Annotated in this window: 12 protein-coding genes; 10 read left to right on the top strand and 2 right to left on the bottom strand. The window is 48.9% G+C overall.

What is annotated here, in order from left to right; translation table 11 throughout:
* Positions 1 to 5: 5 nt before the first annotated feature.
* The 8 genes from GC097_RS09590 to GC097_RS09555 all read left to right on the top strand — a co-directional run bounded on the left by GC097_RS09590 (position 6) and on the right by GC097_RS09555 (position 9,827).
* Positions 6 to 875 carry a carbohydrate ABC transporter permease gene (locus tag GC097_RS09590; RefSeq protein WP_171683104.1) on the top strand — a complete coding sequence of 290 codons (870 nt, stop codon included), beginning with the start codon at positions 6 to 8 and terminating at the stop codon, positions 873 to 875.
* Positions 875 to 1,693, top strand: a complete 819-nt coding sequence (locus GC097_RS09585) for a carbohydrate ABC transporter permease (RefSeq protein ID WP_171683103.1) — start codon at positions 875 to 877, stop codon at positions 1,691 to 1,693. The genes GC097_RS09590 and GC097_RS09585 overlap by 1 nt, the downstream gene beginning before the upstream one ends.
* A gap of 37 nt (positions 1,694 to 1,730) precedes the next feature.
* Entirely contained in the window at positions 1,731 to 3,296 is a 1,566-nt protein-coding gene (locus tag GC097_RS09580) for a response regulator transcription factor (RefSeq protein ID WP_171683102.1), read from the top strand.
* Positions 3,297 to 3,310: 14 nt separating this feature from the next.
* Positions 3,311 to 5,035, top strand: coding sequence for a glycoside hydrolase family protein (locus GC097_RS09575; protein ID WP_171683101.1), 1,725 nt, complete (start codon positions 3,311 to 3,313; stop codon positions 5,033 to 5,035).
* A 171-nt stretch (positions 5,036 to 5,206) separates the two neighbouring features.
* The gene (locus tag GC097_RS09570) at positions 5,207 to 5,893 is read left to right on the top strand and encodes an aspartate/glutamate racemase family protein (RefSeq protein WP_246294093.1); all 687 of its coding nucleotides are present in this window, start codon (positions 5,207 to 5,209) and stop codon (positions 5,891 to 5,893) included.
* A gap of 35 nt (positions 5,894 to 5,928) precedes the next feature.
* Entirely contained in the window at positions 5,929 to 7,188 is a 1,260-nt protein-coding gene (locus GC097_RS09565) for a ribulose-bisphosphate carboxylase large subunit family protein (protein ID WP_171683100.1), read from the top strand.
* Between the two features lie 6 nt (positions 7,189 to 7,194).
* Positions 7,195 to 8,637, top strand: coding sequence for a four-carbon acid sugar kinase family protein (locus GC097_RS09560; protein ID WP_171683099.1), 1,443 nt, complete (start codon positions 7,195 to 7,197; stop codon positions 8,635 to 8,637).
* Between the two features lie 764 nt (positions 8,638 to 9,401).
* Positions 9,402 to 9,827 (top strand): MerR family transcriptional regulator, encoded by a 426-nt coding sequence (locus tag GC097_RS09555; RefSeq protein ID WP_171683098.1) that lies wholly within the window; start codon positions 9,402 to 9,404, stop codon positions 9,825 to 9,827.
* A gap of 42 nt (positions 9,828 to 9,869) precedes the next feature.
* Here the strand turns inward: GC097_RS09555 and GC097_RS09550 are convergent, their stop codons facing one another.
* Positions 9,870 to 10,031, bottom strand: coding sequence for a hypothetical protein (locus GC097_RS09550; protein ID WP_171683097.1), 162 nt, complete (start codon positions 10,029 to 10,031; stop codon positions 9,870 to 9,872).
* 199 nt (positions 10,032 to 10,230) lie between these two features.
* Between GC097_RS09550 and GC097_RS09545 the strand changes: the two genes are divergently transcribed.
* Positions 10,231 to 10,764 (top strand): YceI family protein, encoded by a 534-nt coding sequence (locus tag GC097_RS09545; protein WP_171683096.1) that lies wholly within the window; start codon positions 10,231 to 10,233, stop codon positions 10,762 to 10,764.
* A gap of 62 nt (positions 10,765 to 10,826) precedes the next feature.
* On the opposite strand, the gene GC097_RS09540 is transcribed toward GC097_RS09545, so the two are convergent.
* Positions 10,827 to 12,101, bottom strand: a complete 1,275-nt coding sequence (locus tag GC097_RS09540) for an ATP-binding protein (protein ID WP_171683095.1) — start codon at positions 12,099 to 12,101, stop codon at positions 10,827 to 10,829.
* Positions 12,102 to 13,331: 1,230 nt separating this feature from the next.
* On the opposite strand from GC097_RS09540, the gene GC097_RS09535 reads away from it, so the two are divergent.
* Positions 13,332 to 18,992: a carboxypeptidase-like regulatory domain-containing protein gene (locus tag GC097_RS09535; RefSeq protein ID WP_171683094.1), complete on the top strand. Its 5,661-nt coding sequence runs from the start codon at positions 13,332 to 13,334 to the stop codon at positions 18,990 to 18,992.
* Positions 18,993 to 19,027: the final 35 nt, after the last annotated feature.

Genomic DNA, 19,027 nt, shown 5'->3' with positions numbered 1-19,027 from the left:
ACGAGATGGGCAAGATGAAATACCCGCTTTATTTCTCATTCCCGGCTCTCGCCGTTTTTCTATTATTTTTCATTACCCCAACTTTGATTGGGTTTTACTACAGCTTTACGGACTGGAACATTAACGCCGATCAGATTCGTTTTAATGGATTGGATAATTATATCGAGTTGTTCAAAGAGCCCCGCTTGAAAACGGCTTTGGTCAATACATTGATTTTTGCGGCAGTCGTGACCTTGATGCAAAATTTTTTGGGATTAGGATTAGCCTTAATCTTGAACGAAGCACTTAAACTGCGAAATCTGCTGCGCATGATCTTCTTTTTGCCTTACGTGATTGCGCCGATTGTTATAGGCTATATTTTCCGAGCGATCTATCATCCTGAGCATGGCATCATCAATACGTTGTTGGATAAAGCAGGGCTTTCCTTCATGGTGCATGATTGGTTGAACGATCCTAAGTATGCCTTGTTTTCGATTATTGTGACCGATCTTTGGCGTGTTGCAGGGTTCTCGATGGTCGTTTATTTGGCTGGTTTGCAATTTATTCCAAAGGATTTGATTGAAAGCTCGTCCATGGACGGGGCGCAGTATTGGCAGCGTTTCCGCTCCATTATTTTCCCGCTGTTAGCTCCGGCACTTACGGTCAATGTACTCCTCTCGATGATTGGTTCCATGAAAGTGTTCGAGATGGTGATGGTGCTGACGGAAGGGGGGCCTGGCTATACAACGGAAGTATTTTATACGTACATTCGCGGAATGTTCAGTACAGGTTTATTCGGTTATGCGACGGCGGTTAACGTTGTTTTGTTCGTCCTTGTCACTATTGTCGGCGTTCCCGTGCTGATGGCGATGAAGAAGAGGGAGGTCGAGATGTGATGGGAAAAAGATGGAGATTATGGATTCTGGAAATAATCGCGATAGGCTTGGCATGCCTCATTCTGATTCCTTTTCTGATGATTGTGATCAACTCGTTCAAAGGCATTCGCGAATCGGCACTATTCGGCTTATCCCTTCCTTCGGAATGGCAGTTTACGAATTATAAGGAAGTTTTTCAGCAGGCGAACATTTTGCGGGGCTTTAAAAATAGTATTCTGATCTCCGGTTTGGTTGTTGTCTGTGTGAATTTATTTGCCTCTATGGCTGCTTTCATCATCCAACGAAGAGACGGCCGGTTCCTGCAAGGGGCTTACTACATGTTCATTATGGGGCTAATCGTCCCCGTATCTATCGTGCCGACGATTAAGCTGCTTGGCGATCTTCATATTAAAGGCACTTATTTCAGCCTGATTATGTATTATACGGCGGTGCTGCTGCCTTTTGCCGTGTTTTTGCTCGTGGGCTTCATGAAGTCGATTCCGAGGGAATTGGATGAAGCGGCTTTGCTGGAAGGCTGCGGCTATTTCCGGTTATACTGGCAAATCATTTTGCCGCTGCTGCTAACGGTACTCGTGACCGTGTCCATTGTCGTGATGGTATCGGTATGGAACGATTTCTTTGGGCCGTTCTATCTCATGACAGACAGTACGAAGTGGACGATTGTGCTGCAAATTTTCAATTTTGTCACGATGTACAGCACGAATTGGGGCGTTGTGTTTGCCTTCATGGTGATTGTCATCTCGCCGATTCTGATTATTTATTTACTGCTTCAAAGATATATTATTGACGGGCTGACGGCCGGCTCCATGAAAGGCTGAATATAAACGAAATCGATAGCTTTAGGAGGGAAAGGAAATGCGGAGAGTCATCATAGTTGACGATGAAAAGTGGATACGCAGAGGATTGATTCAGTCCATTTCCTGGAACGAATGGGGCTTGGAGCTTACTGGCGAAGCGAGTGACGGGGGAGAGGGCTATGAAATGGCTCTGGATAAAAAGCCGGATCTGCTTTTCCTCGATATGCGTATGCCGGGCCTTGACGGCAAACAGCTGCTCGGCATGCTGAGCCAAGAGCTGCCGGACTTGCTGACCATCGTGATCAGCGGGTATTCGGATTTCGAATATACGAAAGAAGCGATTCGCCATAAAGCGTTTGACTATCTGCTAAAGCCGGTCAAAAAGGAAGAGCTTGCCGCCGTGGTGGAGAAGGCCCTTCTGGAGCTGGATCGGCGCGAAGCGGAGAAACGCAAGGCATCCCGCGTCCAAAGAGAAGATTGGCTGCGGCAGCTGCTGCTGCATGCCGAGGAAGGGGAGGAAGCCTTCGTTCCATCGAGCTGGCAAGGGGGCGAGTATGCCCTGATGCTGGGACATACGGACACCTTCCATGAACAGTGTGATTTTGCTCGTCTGCTGCCGGCCATTCATGAACAAATAAACCGGATGAAGCCCTTCCTTTTCGGGGGACGCTGGGAGGTTGAGGTTACGACGTTCTCGGACAGCAGGGAAATCGCGATTGCCCTTTGCGGAGCACGGCTGGAGCCGAAAGATTTCGGCCGGTTGCATACCAGTGTGCAAACCGCATTGAAGCAGGCCGGAAGTACGACCTTCAGCTTTGGTGTGAGCACCAGGAAGCTGGAGGCCGCCAAGCTGGGAGAGGCGTATAGCGAAGCGAGAAAGGCATTGTCGGGTAAACCGCTGGCGGCGGTAAGCGCTTTGCTTTTTGCCGAGAACAATGCTGTGCATTTATCCGGGAACTACCCGCAGGACCAAGAGAATGCTTTCTTATGGGTGCTTCAATCTGGCAATAAGCAAGCTGTGGAACAAGAGTTTGAGCGATTGTTTGCGGCATTCGTGAATGACGCTACGACGGTGGGGCATTTGCAGTGGAGCGCGGATTTGCTCCTTCATGCGATGGAGAAGCAGCTTCAGGCGAAGGACATCCGAGTAGAGGAGCTATGCGGCAAAAATACGCTCATGTATTCGGAATTGATTCACCAGCGCAATGATGTAGAGGCTATGAAAAAGATTTTCAAAGATGACCTTCTTCCTGCTGTGCTTTGTTTCTACAGTCAATCAGGGGAAAACCAAGGAGAGAAGGTCGTCGGCGAGCTGAAGAAGTGGATGGAGAGCAATTATGACCAGTCTCTCTCCTTACATCAAATTGCCAGCAGCTATTATTTGAATCCTGATTATTTAAGCCGGATTTTCAAGAAAATGACGGGGAAAAACTTCGTCGACTATTTAACCGATATCCGCATGCATAAAGCCAAAGAGCTGATGAATAAATCGAAATACAAAAATTATGAAGTCGCGCAAAAGGTTGGCTACGAGGATTACCGGTATTTCAGCCAGATTTTCAAAAGAAAAGTCGGCATGACCATCGGTGAATACCGCAAAGTCATCGGTCAGGCGGACCAATAAGGAGAGAAGAATGTATGACGAAACGTCTAATTCCCGATACGCTTATGCTCGAAGAACGTGCCGCACACGCTATTAATGCCATGATCGGCATGGCGGATCGCGACCATAACTATATCCCGTTTTTCGCAGCTGATTTGATGCACAAGCCCGCTTTCATGACGCACGGGGATTGGGACTACGGTTCCTCTCACGGACGGATGATCGACGGTTTAATTCTTGCCCGCCATATGTCGGGAGAAGAGTTCGGGAAAGAGGTCGAGGAGCGTTACCGTGCGAATCTGCTGTCTTTTTTTAAAGAAGACGGGATGAGCTACAGACAGATCAATCCGACCCGCAATTGGGAGCCGAATGCGAACCTGATCGATCAGCGGGCGGTAATATTGTCTTTGACGACTTGGTACATGGAATCGAAGGACCCGAAGGTCAAAGAAGCGGCTGACCGTCATGTGGCGGCACTCAAGCGTATCGCAGTCAAAGAGCGAGATGTCTGGTACTATCCGGCTTCGGAATACAAAGAAACGGGCTGGCCGTCCAGCAACGCGATTCAGCTGCGTTTGGCGCCGGATCCGGCAGCCTTCTGCGGCCGTTTGGTGATGCCTTTGCTGAAATATCATGAGCTTACGGGGAATCAGGATGCTTTTGAGCTGTGCCAGTTTTTCACGGCCTTAATTATGGAACGCAGCGGCGTGTTCAATCCGGACGGCAGCTTCAACGACTCGCTTGCTTACCGGAGCGGGCATTTCCATACGCGGATCGGTACGCTTGACGCTATTGCGAGGTTCGGCGTATTCACGGGTGATGCGGCGATGATTGCTTGGGTTAAGAAATGCTACGATTGGGCATTGACCAAATGTACGAATTTTGGCTGGACGCCGGGCGATCTGCACGAACAAGCCTATGAGCATGAAACATGCTCCTTGGTCGATTTAATTGCGACAGGAATCACCTTGGCGCAAAGCGGCTATGTGGAATATTGGGGAACTGTGGAACGGTTTTTGCGCAACCATCTGGCAGAGTCGCAGCTGCTTGACTTGGATTGGGTGGAAGAGTCCGACGACAAGTCGAGTGACATTCCGGCGAACAAAAGCTTCTATAAAGTAGCGGAGCGCACGCGGGGTTCATTTGCCGGTTACTCGGCTCCGAACGATTTTGTTTGCGATGTGAACGAAGGACGCGGGCATACGAGCGATTTGCAGATTTGCTGCTTGGGCTCGGGGACACGCGGTCTCTTTATGGGCTGGAGTCATACGATCACCGAGAAAAACGGTGCGATCAGCGTCAATTTCCTTTTGAACCGCGGATCCAAATGGCTCGACGTCAGTTCCTACCTGCCGCATGAAGGGAAGGTCGTCCTCGATATTCATACGGATATTTCTCGTTTGCAGATCCGAATTCCGGAGTGGGCCGGCTTTACGAAAATTAAATATGTACGTGAACGTGGCGGCGAAGTGATCGAAGGCAAGGGCAGCGAGGCGAGCAGTTGGGTCAATAAGCACTTCCTCTTGCTTGGCTCGGCAGTCGCAGGAGAGAAAATTACGGTGACCTTCCCGCTGAGCTTCCGCAAAACGCTGGAGAACGCGGTGGGACAAACGTTTGAAACGGAATGGCGTGGTGACGATGTCGTGAATATAACGCCGAAAGGGACGAAGAAGCCTTTGTACAGCGGGCGTCAGGTGTTTGAAGAGGCTCCGATGCGTGAGGGGGATTATCGCCGGTTGGATCGGGAGTTTGTTTGGTAAGTATGGCTAGTGAGGGTGCAAGAGTAAGTGCAGGCGCAAGCGCAAGTGCAAGTGCAAGTGCAAGTGCAAGTGCAAGTGCAAGTGCAAGTGCAAGTGCAAGTGCAGGAATAGTACAGGAGTAAGTGCAGTTTAAATCGGCTTCCCTGGTGGGAAGCGTTGAGGAGGAATTCGATGTCTATGCAGACCGTTGTTGCGATCTATACAGGTCAGGGCTTGGCTGATCCTTTGAAAAAGGTATTTCAAGAGCTGCTGCCCTATATTCGACTCGTGAATATTATCGATGACAGCCTGATTGGCGATGTCGTGCGTGCCGGGCATATTCCGGATGTCGTGACCCGTCATTTGGTTCAGTATTACCGTCATGCGGAAGAGCTCGGTGCGGATGTAATCCTCAACACGTGTTCCTCCGTCGGTGATGTGGCGGATGAAGCGGTGGGGATGCTGGGTATACCGATTGTCCGAATCGATGAATGGATGGCGGCCAAAGCGGTGGCGAGCTATACTCGGATTGGCGTGTTGGCCACGCTGCCATCGACCTTGGAACCAACTCTGCGATTAGTTGGTCGTAAGGCCAATGAAGCTGGAAGAGAAGTGCAGCTTGTGAACGGGCTCGCTGAAGGGGCCTTCGATGCTTTGATTAGCGGCAAGCCGGAAGAGCATGACCGTCTTTTATTGGAAACCGCGATGCGGGTCGCCAGCGAGGCGGATGTGTTGGTACTGGCGCAAGGCTCGATGGCGCGCATGGAGAAAGCGCTGGAAGAGGCGACCGGGAAGCCTGTTCTTTCATCGCCGAGATTCGGCGTCGAGCATGTGAAGGCTATTCTTGAAGCGGCGAAGGATGCCAAGTCAAGTTCCTAATTAGCGGCTTGGATTAGAGGAGGGGGAGAAGCAGGATGAAGCAAGATCGCGTAACAGCTGTCTATTTGGTGGAGACGGCGTATTCGTTGGAGCGGGCTGCCGCTTCCATTGCCGGCGAGCAGTCCACGGGGACTTTCACGGCTGTCCCGGGAGAGACGGATGACTTGAAGCAGCGGCATGGCGCAAGAGTAGAGAGCATTGAAGCATTGGAAGAAACGGATACTCCGTCCCTGCCGGGAGCGAAGACGCCACCGGGCCATGACGGTAAATATCGCCGTGGACGGGTGACGGTATCGTTTCCTCTCCATAATTTCGGTCCTTCCATTCCGAACCTGATGTCTGCCGTAGCCGGCAATTTGTATGAGCTTCAGGAATTGTCCGGACTGAGACTCTTGGATTTGGAGCTGCCGGACGCTTTTGCTTCGCGCTACACCGGACCGAAATTCGGGATAGAAGGAACAAGGAAGCTGACGGGCGTGTATGACAGGCCGATACTTGGGACGATTGTGAAGCCCAGCATAGGATTAACGACCGGTGAGTTGTCGGATTTGGTGGGCAAACTGGCGAGAGCAGGCATGGATTTCATCAAAGACGATGAATTGAATGCGAATCCGCCCTATGCGCCTTTAGCGGACAAAGTCGAGGCTGTCATGGCAGCTGTCGAACGGGCTGCCGATGCCACCGGCAAGAAGCTGATGTATGCTTTTAACATTACAGGCGATTACGATGAGCTGCGCAGGAACCATGACTTAGTTGTAAAAGCAGGCGGTACTTGCGTCATGGTGAGCATCCTCAGCATCGGGTTATCCGGGCTTGCGTATCTGAACCAATTCAGCGAGGTTCCGATTCATGGGCATCGCAATCAATGGGGGATGCTAACCCGTTCACCGCTGCTTGGCATTGAATTTACGGCGTATCAGAAGCTTTGCCGGCTAGCCGGGGCTGATCATTTGCATGTTAACGGCTTAAATAGTAAGTTTTACGAAAGCAACGAGTCTGTGGTTCGATCCATTGCGGCTTGCTCGGCGCCTCTGTTCGGCGGTTACAAGGCGATGCCCGTCGTTTCCTCAGCCCAGTGGGCCGGAACGGCGCCGGCTACGTATGCGGCAACGGGCACGGTTGACGTGATGCACTTAGCCGGGGGAGGCATGCTTGCCCATCCGGACGGTCCGGCGGCAGGCTTTGAGAGCATGAAGCTTGGTTGGGAGGCGGCGGTTCAGGGCATACCTTTGGACATTTATGCGGCTCAGCATCCTTCCTTGCAAAAGGCGATTGAAAAATACGGGAAGGGGTGAAGGCCGATGAACGACACCCCTAAACAGGCAGGGACAAAGCCTGCTGCTCGGCGGCCGCTTTGTTATTACGGCGACGATTTTACCGGTTCCACTGATGTGCTGGAAGCACTGTTCCAGGCGGGTCTCAAAACCGTCCTGTTTTTGGAGCCTCCTACGCCTGAGCTACTGCAGGAGCGGTTTCAAGACGCCGACTGTTTCGGCGTTGCCGGCGTGGGGCGTTCCTTTACTCCCGAAGAGATGGAACGGGAGCTGCGACCGATTTTTACAATGCTAAAAGCGGCTGGAGCCGCAGTCGTGCATTATAAAATATGCTCGACGTTTGACTCTTCGCCCGGCACAGGCAGCATCGGCAAGGCGGCGGAAATCGGGCGCGAGGTATTCGACGGCCGGTACATTCCGCTGCTCGCCGGAGTTCCTTATCTGGGCCGCTATACGCTGTTCGGCAACCATTTTGCAGCTGGCGGCAGCGGTGGGATTGTGCATCGGTTGGACCGCCATCCGACCATGTCCAAGCATCCGGTTACGCCAATGGCGGAAGCCGATCTTCGCAAGCATTTAGCGCAGCAGACAGGGCTGAAAACTGCTTTGTTGGATATTTTGGCGCTGGACGGCTCATATGCCGAGGTGCGGGAGCGCTTGGAGAAGGTTATTGGGCAGGAAGAGCCCGATCTTCTCCTGTTTGACGTATTGGATGAACGGCGATTGGAAGCGGCCGGGAGAATGATCTGGGAAGAAGCAGCGGTTCAGGACGGATTATTTGTCATCGGGTCTTCGGGCGTTGAGTATGCGCTTGGGGCTGTTTGGCGGAAAGATGCAGGATCGGTGGAGATTAACGCAGTAGCCGGTCGTGCATTAAACCGTGCGGAGCCCCCGCGAGTGGAAGCCCCAAGGGAAACTCCGCTGTTGGTCGTTTCAGGCAGCTGTTCGCCGGTCACGGAAGAGCAGATCGGGCAAGCGCTGAAGGCCGGTTTTGTGGGCATTCGAGTTGGGATGGAGGAGCTGTTGAGCCCTGATACGCAGGAGGCGGCTAGAGCTGCTTTACAGCAAGAGGCGCAGCGATGGCTGGCAAGCGGCAAAAGCGTCATCGTTTACTCTGCGACGGGACCTAACGATGACAGCATCGAACGCATGCGGAAAGTGCTATCCGCGCAGGGAATTAGATCTGAAGACAGCAGCCGTTTGCTCGGCACAGCACTAGGCGCTCTGACGAAAGAGCTGGTCAGGCAGCTCGGAATTTCCCGTGTTTTGATAGCGGGAGGGGACACCTCAGGCTATGTGACCAGGGAGCTAGGTATCTATGCTTTAGAGTGCATCTCTGTGCTTGATCCGGGGGGGCCGCTTTGCCGGGCTTATTCGAATGAGCCGCAATTTAACGGTCTGGAGCTTGTGCTCAAGGGCGGACAGGTGGGCGGCAAAGACTTTTTTGAGCGGGTTGCAAAGTATAGGTGAGAAGGGAATGCTTGCATTCCCATTACGCCTGTTGACGTATATGCAGCATATTGGCAGGATCCCACCACGCATCTTCACAATGCGTACCAAGGTGGGATTTTTTTATTGTAGGTGGGAGCCGGACCACGGTCAAAGCCTGCTGAAACGCTGTTTTTCAGCGCTAAGTGTGATGGATGGGCATCCTGATGAAGTTTACGCTGCTGTAAAACATGTTTAACGATGACGTGGGAGCCCCGACCACGGCCAAAGTCCTGCTCTAACCCTGTTTTCCGCGATAAAGTGTGGTGAATGGGCAGCCGGTTGAAGTTAACGCTGTAAAACAAGCTTAACGATGACGTGGAGGCCCAACCACGGTCAAAGTCCAGCTGCTTCCCAACGCTAACGGCTATTGATTGGGAACTACGGTCCCCTATTTACCTGAAAAGCGGCATTTTGGCGGTTGAAGGGGAACTACAGGGCTCTATTTTACTGTTTCTGGCCGATAGGAGGTGCAAGAATGTCAAATAAGGCCCTGTGGTTCCCCCTATAAGAGCATCTGGCCACATTCGGCAAAATAGAGGCTCTGAGTTCCCTTATGCGGTGCGCCGTACGATGAAAGAGGGCGTCGCTCCTGGCACCGCGGCACAAGTGACGCGGAAATCTCGCAATAGCTAAAGGGTGCCCCGAGGGCACCCTTCTACACTAAACGATCCCTTATTTTATTGTGAATGAAAGGTCTGGTAAAATGGAAGGATAGCTTGTTAGAGACAAGGGGAGGCTGTACCTTGAACACATATAAAATAGACGATGTAGCTAAAGAAGTAGGGTTAACAAAAAGAACAATCCGCTATTACGAAGAAATTGGATTGCTCGAGGCGCCGGATCGGAGTGAAGGAGGTACCCGGCTGTACGCGCGTGAGCATATCGATCAGCTGAAGCAAATCGTTAATGCGCGCGATGTATTGGGTTTCTCCCTGCAGGAGATTCAAGACTTTGTATCGATTAGCAGGAAGTTGAGTACGCATCATCAAGGTTTTTTGCAAACGGAAGACAATATGCTGAAGAAACAGGAATTGCAGGAGATGGAGCAAATTATTCGGGACCAGCTTCACCTTATGGATTTGAAGCTCGCCAAAATTGCAGAGTTTCGCCAAATCACGGAACTCAAGTACAAACGAGTTCAAGCTGCGCTTGAAAATATGTCTAAGTAAAGCGGACCGTCAGGGCTATGACCCTGGCGGTCTCCACGCATGTCAAGGCCTTAAATGTAAATAAGGGAAATATGGAATCTGGATAGGCTGGGCATTCGCATCTGCAGGCTTAATGACAGTATCCTTTGAATTCGCCTCCTGGGGCGGAATTTGAAGCACCCCGCTGCCATCATAATACACAGGTTTTTTGGGTTCTGAAGTCATGCCGGATTCCTCCTACAAATGGGATGTTTTTTCTAAACTATCTGATACATAATGTATCACTAAATGGGGGATTAAACAATGCGTATCTTCCAGAATTTGTTTGACAAAAGGCGGTACCCGGGTTACGATGAATGAGGAATGAGTATTAGTTAGTATATTATTTTAAATAAGCTATAACTAATCAGGAGGCGTAACTTTTATGGCAAAATCGAAATGGGCAGTAGATGCAAGTCACAGCAGTATTGACTTCTCCGTTAGGCACATGATGATCGCTAAAGTTAAGGGCACATTCCACTCGTTCGAGGCACAAATAGAAGCGGATGCGGAGGATCTCACGTCAGCGAATATTGCTTTTCAAGTTGATCTAAGCTCTATAGACACAAGGAATACAGATCGCGACGCGCACCTGCGTTCGGCCGATTTCTTCGATTGCGAGCAGCATCCCACAATGGCGTTCCAGTCTACGCAAGTCACAAAAACCAGCGATGGGGAATACGCGGTAACCGGCGATCTGACCATTCGCGGCGTTACGAAACCGGAAACGTTTGAAGTTACGTATGAAGGCGCGAGCAAGGATCCTTGGGGCAACGAAAAGGTTGGCTTCAGCGCAGCCGGAAGCATCAAGCGGGCTGATTTTGGATTAACCTATAATGCCGTATTGGAAACAGGCGGAGTCCTCATTGGCGATGAGGTCAAAATTTCAATTGAAATTGAGGCTGTTAAGCAGCCCTAAATGATAACAAAAACCAGCGAATCGGGAAGCTTCCCATTCAGCTGGTTTTTTTTCGCCTGCAGCTACATCTCCACGATCGGCAGCTTGAAGCTAAAGATGGAGCCCGAGCCTATTGAGCTTTTCACTTCCAGCGATCCCCCATGATCTACAGCAATCTTATGGCAAATGGAGAGCCCCAAACCTGTACCGTTTTCCTTGGTCGTATAAAAGGGGTTGAAAATTTTCTCCAGTTCGCTTTCGGACATGCCGCCGCCGGAGTCCTCAATTTCAATGATCGCGAGTTCATTTTCCTGTTTTATGCGCACGTGAACATCGCCGGGCTGTGTCATCGCCTCAAACGCGTTCTGGATCAAATTCAATAGAACTTGTACAACTTTATCCCGGTCAATGAAAATATACAAGGCTTCCTCTGTGTCTTCAAAAATGATGTTATGCCCGCGATACAGCGCATCCGATTCGGCCAAGGACAAAACCCTGTCCAAACAATCGCTTACGGACTCCGGCTTCATATTGCTGATATGCGGTTTGGAGAATTGCAGAAATTCCGCGGTCAGCTCGTTCATTCTTCGAATTTCACTCATAATCAGCTCATGCCAAGGTTGGATATTGTATGCTCTTGTGGTCGCGATTTGCATAAAGCCTTTGATGGTTGTGAGCGGGTTTCGAATCTCATGCGCCATGCCTGCGGCCAGTTCCCCGATCATCTTCATTTTCTCAGAGCGGAATAAATGCTCTTCTCTTTTGAGCCACACGGCTCGTTTATTCTGGAACAACCGCTCTTCGGCCAGTGAGATTAGCTCTTCCTTCGTAGACGCCTCTAAAGGATATTGAGCAAAGCTGTATGTGACTTGAAAGCCTAAAATATTCGAATCCAAGGATTCGCTAATCGTAGGAATGAGATTGTCCTTGGCCGGCAAAATTATGGCAAACTGGTCCCCGGCGTACCGCGACATGGCATATGAATCGTCGAACATGCTGCCGAGCAAAAGCGAGATCTGGTTCAACGTTTCATTTCCGTTATGTATATTTTCGCTGTTCACCGATTTGAAATCCTGAAAATCCAGTAAAACCAGCACAAAGTTGAAGCGCTTAACGATTAGATTTTCAATGGTGGTTACGTACCCTTCATAATTAAGGAGCCCTGTTAGCGGATCATGCGTAGTGAGATAATCATTTTCTTGCTGTAACCGTTTGTTTTCTATTTCGGATTTAAGAACATATTGCATAAGCAGTACGAAAATCATAGAACTGGCGATATCGTAGATCGAAACCAGCAGGTTGTAGGAAGTAAAGGGTACATAGGATAAACGAATAATGGAGTATACCCCGATATACATAAGAGTAGTCCGAAGGGTGTAGGTGATTTTCTGTTTATCTGCAATAGCGAACCAGATCAATAAATAATACAGGATCAAGCACCAATTTAAATGGCTGTACCAATGAAAAAGGGCGAGGAATATAAACTGAAAGACACGCGAAAAAGGGAGCTTACGCTCAAAGGCAATGCTGAGATAAAAAACGCAGCCGAGGACTGCTGCGATAATTGGCGCTTTTCCTAACAGAATGGATGAAAAAATGGTCAAAAAACAAATCAAGGGGACCCCAATATGTTTGAGTATCTTGATGACCAACAGTTAACACTCCCGACTTTTATAATGAATGATGGAACTCACGATCTTCATCTTTTTGATTATATACGAAGAGGGATTCAATAAATGTCGGTTTCTGTCAGGGATATCGTTAATTTTTGATGAGGAGAACTACAGTCCTCTATTTTACAAGCGTATGTACCATGATTATTTATCAATCCGTATGCAGAAAGAATGAGTTTACACGCAAAAGGATCGTCAGGACTCCCTGGCGATTTTTGTTCACACATATTGGCGTTCGGACGTGAGCGATGCTTACGGATACCGTACTGTTGAAAGTGGCGTTCATGTATAACTTGTTCCTGCGACGAAAAGCTTTGGAAGGCTGTTTGCTCAGCCGGTCGAGCAGACGCAATGGGCGTTAGCATAGTCTTTGTCCTCGCTGACGGACAGAGATGCCCTTATTCGATGGAAAAGGACCACTTCAAACATGTAACGGACACCAGCGCTGTTACTTGCTTACTTGGGGACTGATTTCGCCACGAAATCGGCATATAAAGACTCTGGTGTCTGTTTGTAGAGAGACACGACGCTTTTCGCGAAGATAACGGCCCCTGTGTCCGAAGTGTGATGAGACATAGGATTCCATCACCTGGTTTTTCCACGAGCAGAAACTCCCCCACTTGAAAGCGCAGTCCTTAGAGCGAGGGATAGGGAACTAGGGTCTGTTAGTTGCAGGCACGGCAAGGAGTATGCGGAGCTAAGCGTTACTTTATTATTTCTTTAGGAAATATGAAGATTAATCGACAGAATTCTTGTTTACGATAGGTCTTTTGGTCTGTAATATATATCATACTGGTGTTTTAAGCATGCAACTCAAATGGAAAAGCCAATTAGACATGAAGAAGCGGTAGTTATGTATCGCTTTTTTTGTTGCGATTCCTTTTACCGATGGTCTTATTTTGAGGAGGGGTAAGTTTGTTAGGAGCTCATAAGCAAAAAGGTCAAAAAGGTTTCATTATTCTATTGCTATGCTTCATCCTGTTGATGCCATTTTTTCCGGCACTGGCTGTAGAAGCGGCTTCCGGTGGAAGTATTTCGGGTAAAATCACGGATACCAATCAAAATCCACTGGCTCAGGCAAGTATAACTGTGTTCGAATCCACATACGGGGCGTATCAGTTTGTTAAGACCGTACAATCCAATGCAGATGGCAATTATGAAGTAAATGGACTAGCTTCAAATACTTATTCGCTGCAAGTGAGGATTGATGGATTTGTGGCAGACAATCAAAGTACCGTCTTGGTCATGGGTAACCAACAAGTGACAAAAAATTATGCGCTAAGCATAGCTGGAGCTGTCAGCGGTTCGGTTACGGATCCACAAGGAGTGCCGGTATCGCAAGCAACAGTGTTTGTCCATGATAGCAACTATTCCTATTACGATAGTGCTTATACAGATTCAAAGGGCAATTTCTGGCTAGCGACCGTCCCGCCTGGGCTTGTAACGGTGGAAGTAACGGCAAGCGGCTATGCGAGAGAAAGCGTTACGGATGTGCAGGTTCGAGCCCAAGAAACCACACAAGGCCTTCGATTTCAGCTGCAGCCGGAGGTAGTGATTACAGGCAACATAAAAGATGAGTCAGGAGCGCCAATTTCCGGCGTTTACGTTAGTGGTTATAACGAACAAACGCAGAGTGGATTTTCCAGTCAACCGTCGGATGTGAACGGTGCGTTTCGTTTGGGTAATTTGGTTCCAGGAACATACACTTTAAGCGTAAATGCGAGAGGGTATGCACGTGAGCAAAGAGATAACATCGTTGTCACTGCAGGCACGGAAGAAAGAAAGGTAGATTTTATTTTAAGAAAAGCCGGTTCGGTCACGGGGAAAATCACAAATACGAATGGCGCCCCTATCGAAGGAGTCAATGTTATGGCTTATGACGCTCTGTCGAACCGCTACCAAGATTCTGCGCAAACAGATGCTTCAGGTACGTATAGTTTGGATGCTTTACCTACAGGGAGTTATCGTCTGGAAGCATACAAACAAGGGTACACAAGAGCTAAACGTGATTGGGTAGAGGTAAATGCAAGTTCAGCGAACCCCAATGCAGACTTCGTTCTGCAACAGGGTGCAAGCCTGAGCGGGATGGTAACGGATGAATTGGATCATCCCATTGCCGGAGCAAACGTATATGCAAGCGGTGACCGAGGAGGTTCCGAATACGTAACGACAGATTCATCCGGGAGATTTCATATCGCCGGATTGTCAGATGGAATTTACACCCTCGATGTAACCGCCAATGGATATATTTCCGGTAGGAACACGAGGGCGACCATCAGCGAGGGACAAGATCAGGAAGGAATAAGGATTAAATTAGCTCCAGCTGCAATTATATCAGGCAAGGTGACGTCAAATAGCAGCATCCCGCTGAAAAATGCTTCGATCATGGCTTTCGATACGCTTACCCATAATGGCTATGGACAGAGTATCATGGATGACGGCCGTTACATGTTGGGGATGCTGCCGGAAGGAACTTATGATGTAACAGCGGAAGCAGACGGCTATTTGAAAGAAACGATATCCGGTATTCATGCCGTTATCGGACAAGAGCACGCCAATGTGAATTTTAACCTTAAGCCCTCGGCAATCATTGAGGGTACGGTAACGGATGAACAAGGGCAGCCTTTGCGTGACATTAGGGTCATAGTGAAAGAGCCTGAGAAGCAAATGGAGATAAGTTCTTCCTATACCGATAGTTCAGGTCATTTCTCCGTTTCCAAAATGCCAAGCGGGACTTACACGGTTGAGACGTGGTCGGAGGATTACCTTCCTGATCAGAGAGAGAATGTGAACGTTGCCATCGGAACACCCGTTACAGGCCTGAACTTTGCGTTGGTCAAAGGCGGCATAATTATGGGGGCCGTCACCGACGGGAGCGGAAATCCTTTGGAAGGTGTACAGGTGTCGGCAAATAGTGAGCAAGGTTTCTTCTATAAGAGCGAAATGACGAATTCCCAAGGAATTTATCTATTAAGAGGTTTAAGGGAAGGGTCCTACCAGCTTAGTACCTGGAAGTCTGGATACCCGAGTTATGAGAAGAATGGGATTGTGGTTGACAGCAGAGGGACGACAGCAGGAATTAATTTTGTTTTTTCGAACGGCGGCCGAATCACGGGTACGGTAACAGATATTTACGGAAACCCGCTTTCGGACGTGGAGATTGGCGTATTCCAGGATCATAGCACAACGATGAAATCAACGCTCACGGATAATAAGGGCGAGTATGGAATTGATGGAATACCGAGCGGAACCTATAAGGTTAGAGCAACTAAAAACAAGTATATGGAGCAAACGCTGTCCGGTGTTGATGTTGTTGCTGGAGAGACGAAATCCTATGTGAACTTCCAAATGCAAATGGGCGGCACGGTCTCAGGAATTGTCCGTGATCCTTCGGAGGCACCGTTGAAGGCGAAGCTGACGATAAGTGACGGCATGCAGTGGAACACGGCAACTTCAACGGATTCGGAAGGCCGTTTTAAGTTTGAAGGCCTTCCAGCGGGCATTTATACGGTGTCAGCAGACGCAATTGGGTATTTTTCAGCATGGCTAGGGAATATCTGGGTTAGCCCCGATCAAGAAACAGCCAAAATCGTGATTACGCCAATAAAGGCTGCAACTGTGTCGGGTTTGATTCATAATCCGTTCGGGAGTGCAAGCGAGGTACAGTTCACGATAAGCGACAAGCAAGGCAGCGTCCTGCCCAAAATAAAATCATATTTCTCAAACGATTCCTACACCCTATCACCCCTCGAGGCCGGAAGCTATATGATCAAAGCGATTGTTCAGAACAATGGTGCAGATGTTATTCGCGAGAAAGCGATAACCGTTCTTCCTGGCCAGGATCTGGGCAACATAAACCTGGATTTTGGTGATGGAAGCCAAACAGGCGGAGCAATAAAGGGAACTGTTCTAGCCAACGGCATCGCAGTATCGAACGCATCCGTATTCCTTGTTAATGATCGAGATGAGATTATGTATCAAACAAGGACCGGGACATTAGGAGAATTTCATTTTGGAGATATAAAAGATGGCAGTTATAACATTAGGATTTATGCGCAAGGCTATCAACTTATTGAACGCAGAGACATTGTAGTTGAACAAGGGAAAATGATTGATTTACAAGCGATTATTTTGCTTGAGGATAACAGTGCGGACATTCAAGCCATTAACGAGGATTGGATGCTTCTGACGGAGGATGCAATAAAGGCTGATAATCCGCTATTATCACAGGTTACATCGAATCTCAATTTGCCGAAGAAGGGGCAGAACGGTACGGATATTGCCTGGGTTTCATCGATCAGCCGATATCTTTTGCCGGATGGCACGGTGCACAGGCCTTCTTATACGATGGGGGCGATAGACGTTACTCTAGTCGCTACCCTTTCTAAGGGAAGCGCGGATTCTCGGTCGAAATCTTTTGAGGTCAAGGTGATAGCACTTGATATGACAGATGAAGAGGCCATCCATCTTGCGATTCAAGGGTTTAATCAAGAGAGTATAAAGGGAAATAACATCAGCTTGGATGAGATTGTCGATCATTTAATTTTGCCAGCAGAAGGTTTGGAGCATACAGCTATTGCTTGGCGCTCCAGCCATCCCGATGTAATTTCCAATCAGGGGATAGTTAACCGTCCTGCTTATACAACGGGGAATACTGCTGTAACGCTTACGGCTGCGGTTTCCAGAGGAACTGCAGCGCCCCAAGATATGACGCTCAAGGTTGTGGTGAAACGTCAAGATATGACGGATGCCGAAGCTGTTGTTCTGACCTTGGATGGCATACAGCAAGACACGATTAAGGGTGGAAATATCAATCTGCTGCAAATCACCAGCGCATTAAATTTGCCTCAGCAAGGGATTGAGGGGACGGATATTTCATGGCTGTCCAGCATGCCTGTTATTGTTCAAGCAGACGGAACCGTAACCCGTCCTTCCTTTGATTCAGAGGATGCAGCGGTGCAGCTAACGGCTATTGCCCGTAGAGGGACCGAACAGAAACAGAAGATATTTCAAGTTTTGGTGAAGAAGAAGGAACCGACGGATGAAGAAGCAGTGAATTATGCACGCAATCAATTGAACGAGCAAAGTATCGCCGGAGACAACAGCAATTTGAGCACTGTCATCCATGATTTGAAATTTGCTGAATCTGGGTCATATGGCACTCATATTGTGTGGACTAGCGAAGATCTTGATGTTATAGCTGCAAACGGAAAAGTAACACGCCCAGCCTTCGGGGGGACGGACCGCACAGTAAAAATCACTGCATCCATTAGTAGAGGCGAATTTGCTGTTAGTCAAGATTTCACGATAGTCGTTAGGACAGAAACAGACGGTCCTTTTAATTTAACTGTAGAAGATATGGGCGGCTCGCCTCTTGGCAGTGCTATGGTCCTTATCCGGAATAGCAATAAGGAAACTATTTTATCAGCCGTTACCGATGCTCAGGGCGTTCTTCATGCTGCTTTATCGCAAGGGGAATATGAGGTCGATGTGTATCGCGCAGGATTTCAACCTGTTGAACAAAAGGTGAAGGTGGTTGACGGTCAAAAGACGTTCACTACTGTCAAATTGACAAAAGCAAGCTTAATCGAAGGGAAGATGACTGTAGACCGGATGACCCTCGAGCAAATCAAGCAGCAGGGGATCGATCCGAATGACAGCAGAAACCAGTATGTCTATCAGTTCACAACCAGACTAGCCACGCATGAGGTGTCCTACGCTATCAATGGAATGGGCGATTTTGTCGGCAGTGGCAGCGAGGGCGGTAGCAACGGAGGGGGCGTGCCCCGCGGCATCGATTTAGGCGATGGACGTAAAGCGCAATTAAACGTATTCCCAGTGCCGGGACATCCGGAGATTGAGCCCTCAGTAGCCTACTTGATCATTCCTGGCGAGGTGCGGAGTTTGAAGGAGTTTTTTATGGTGGAGCTGGTGTTATGGAATTCGTTCAGCTCAGCCTTCAGTTTGGATAATGCGACCGCAACACTGTCATTGCCGGAAGGCTTATCGCTGGCACCAACAGCAACGTCGCAATCATTGGACATTCATCTGGGGAGTATTCCAGGTAGTCTAGAAACGCATGCAACATGGATTCTAAGAGGCGATCTAAAAGGCGAGTACAAGGTGAGTGCTGATTTTGAAGCACAGCTCTCGGTATTCCATGTACCTGTCACAGCTCATTTCGTAACGGATGATGCTATCAAGGTATATGCAGGGGATGCTTACCGGATGCACATTACGGCTGAAAAGCTGGTACAGAAAGGCCTGCCTTATCTGGTCCGCTTTGAAATTGAAAATATGACGGACGCCCCTATTTACCGGCTGCGTTTTCAACTGAAAGAGGCTAGCGCTGAGGCGGGGTATACATCGGCATACAGTGGGCAACTTGAACCACGGCTGATTGATGAGCTGGCGCCGTACGACAAGGCCATCTTCGATTATTTGCTCGTTCCGCTGATTGACGGCGAATTGGATTTAACGAAATCTTTCGTTACGGATGAAAGCAGCGGTACGCCTATTCCTGTAACAATTGATTTTGTTGATCAACTCGAAAATCGAATGGAACGGGGGAACTAGAAAGCTATGAAACTAAAGAAATCGATGAGATCAAT

Source organism: Paenibacillus planticolens (assembly GCF_013141725.1).
Classification (GTDB): domain Bacteria; phylum Bacillota; class Bacilli; order Paenibacillales; family NBRC-103111; genus Paenibacillus_E; species Paenibacillus_E planticolens.
This window is presented reverse-complemented; position numbering and strand designations above follow the sequence as displayed.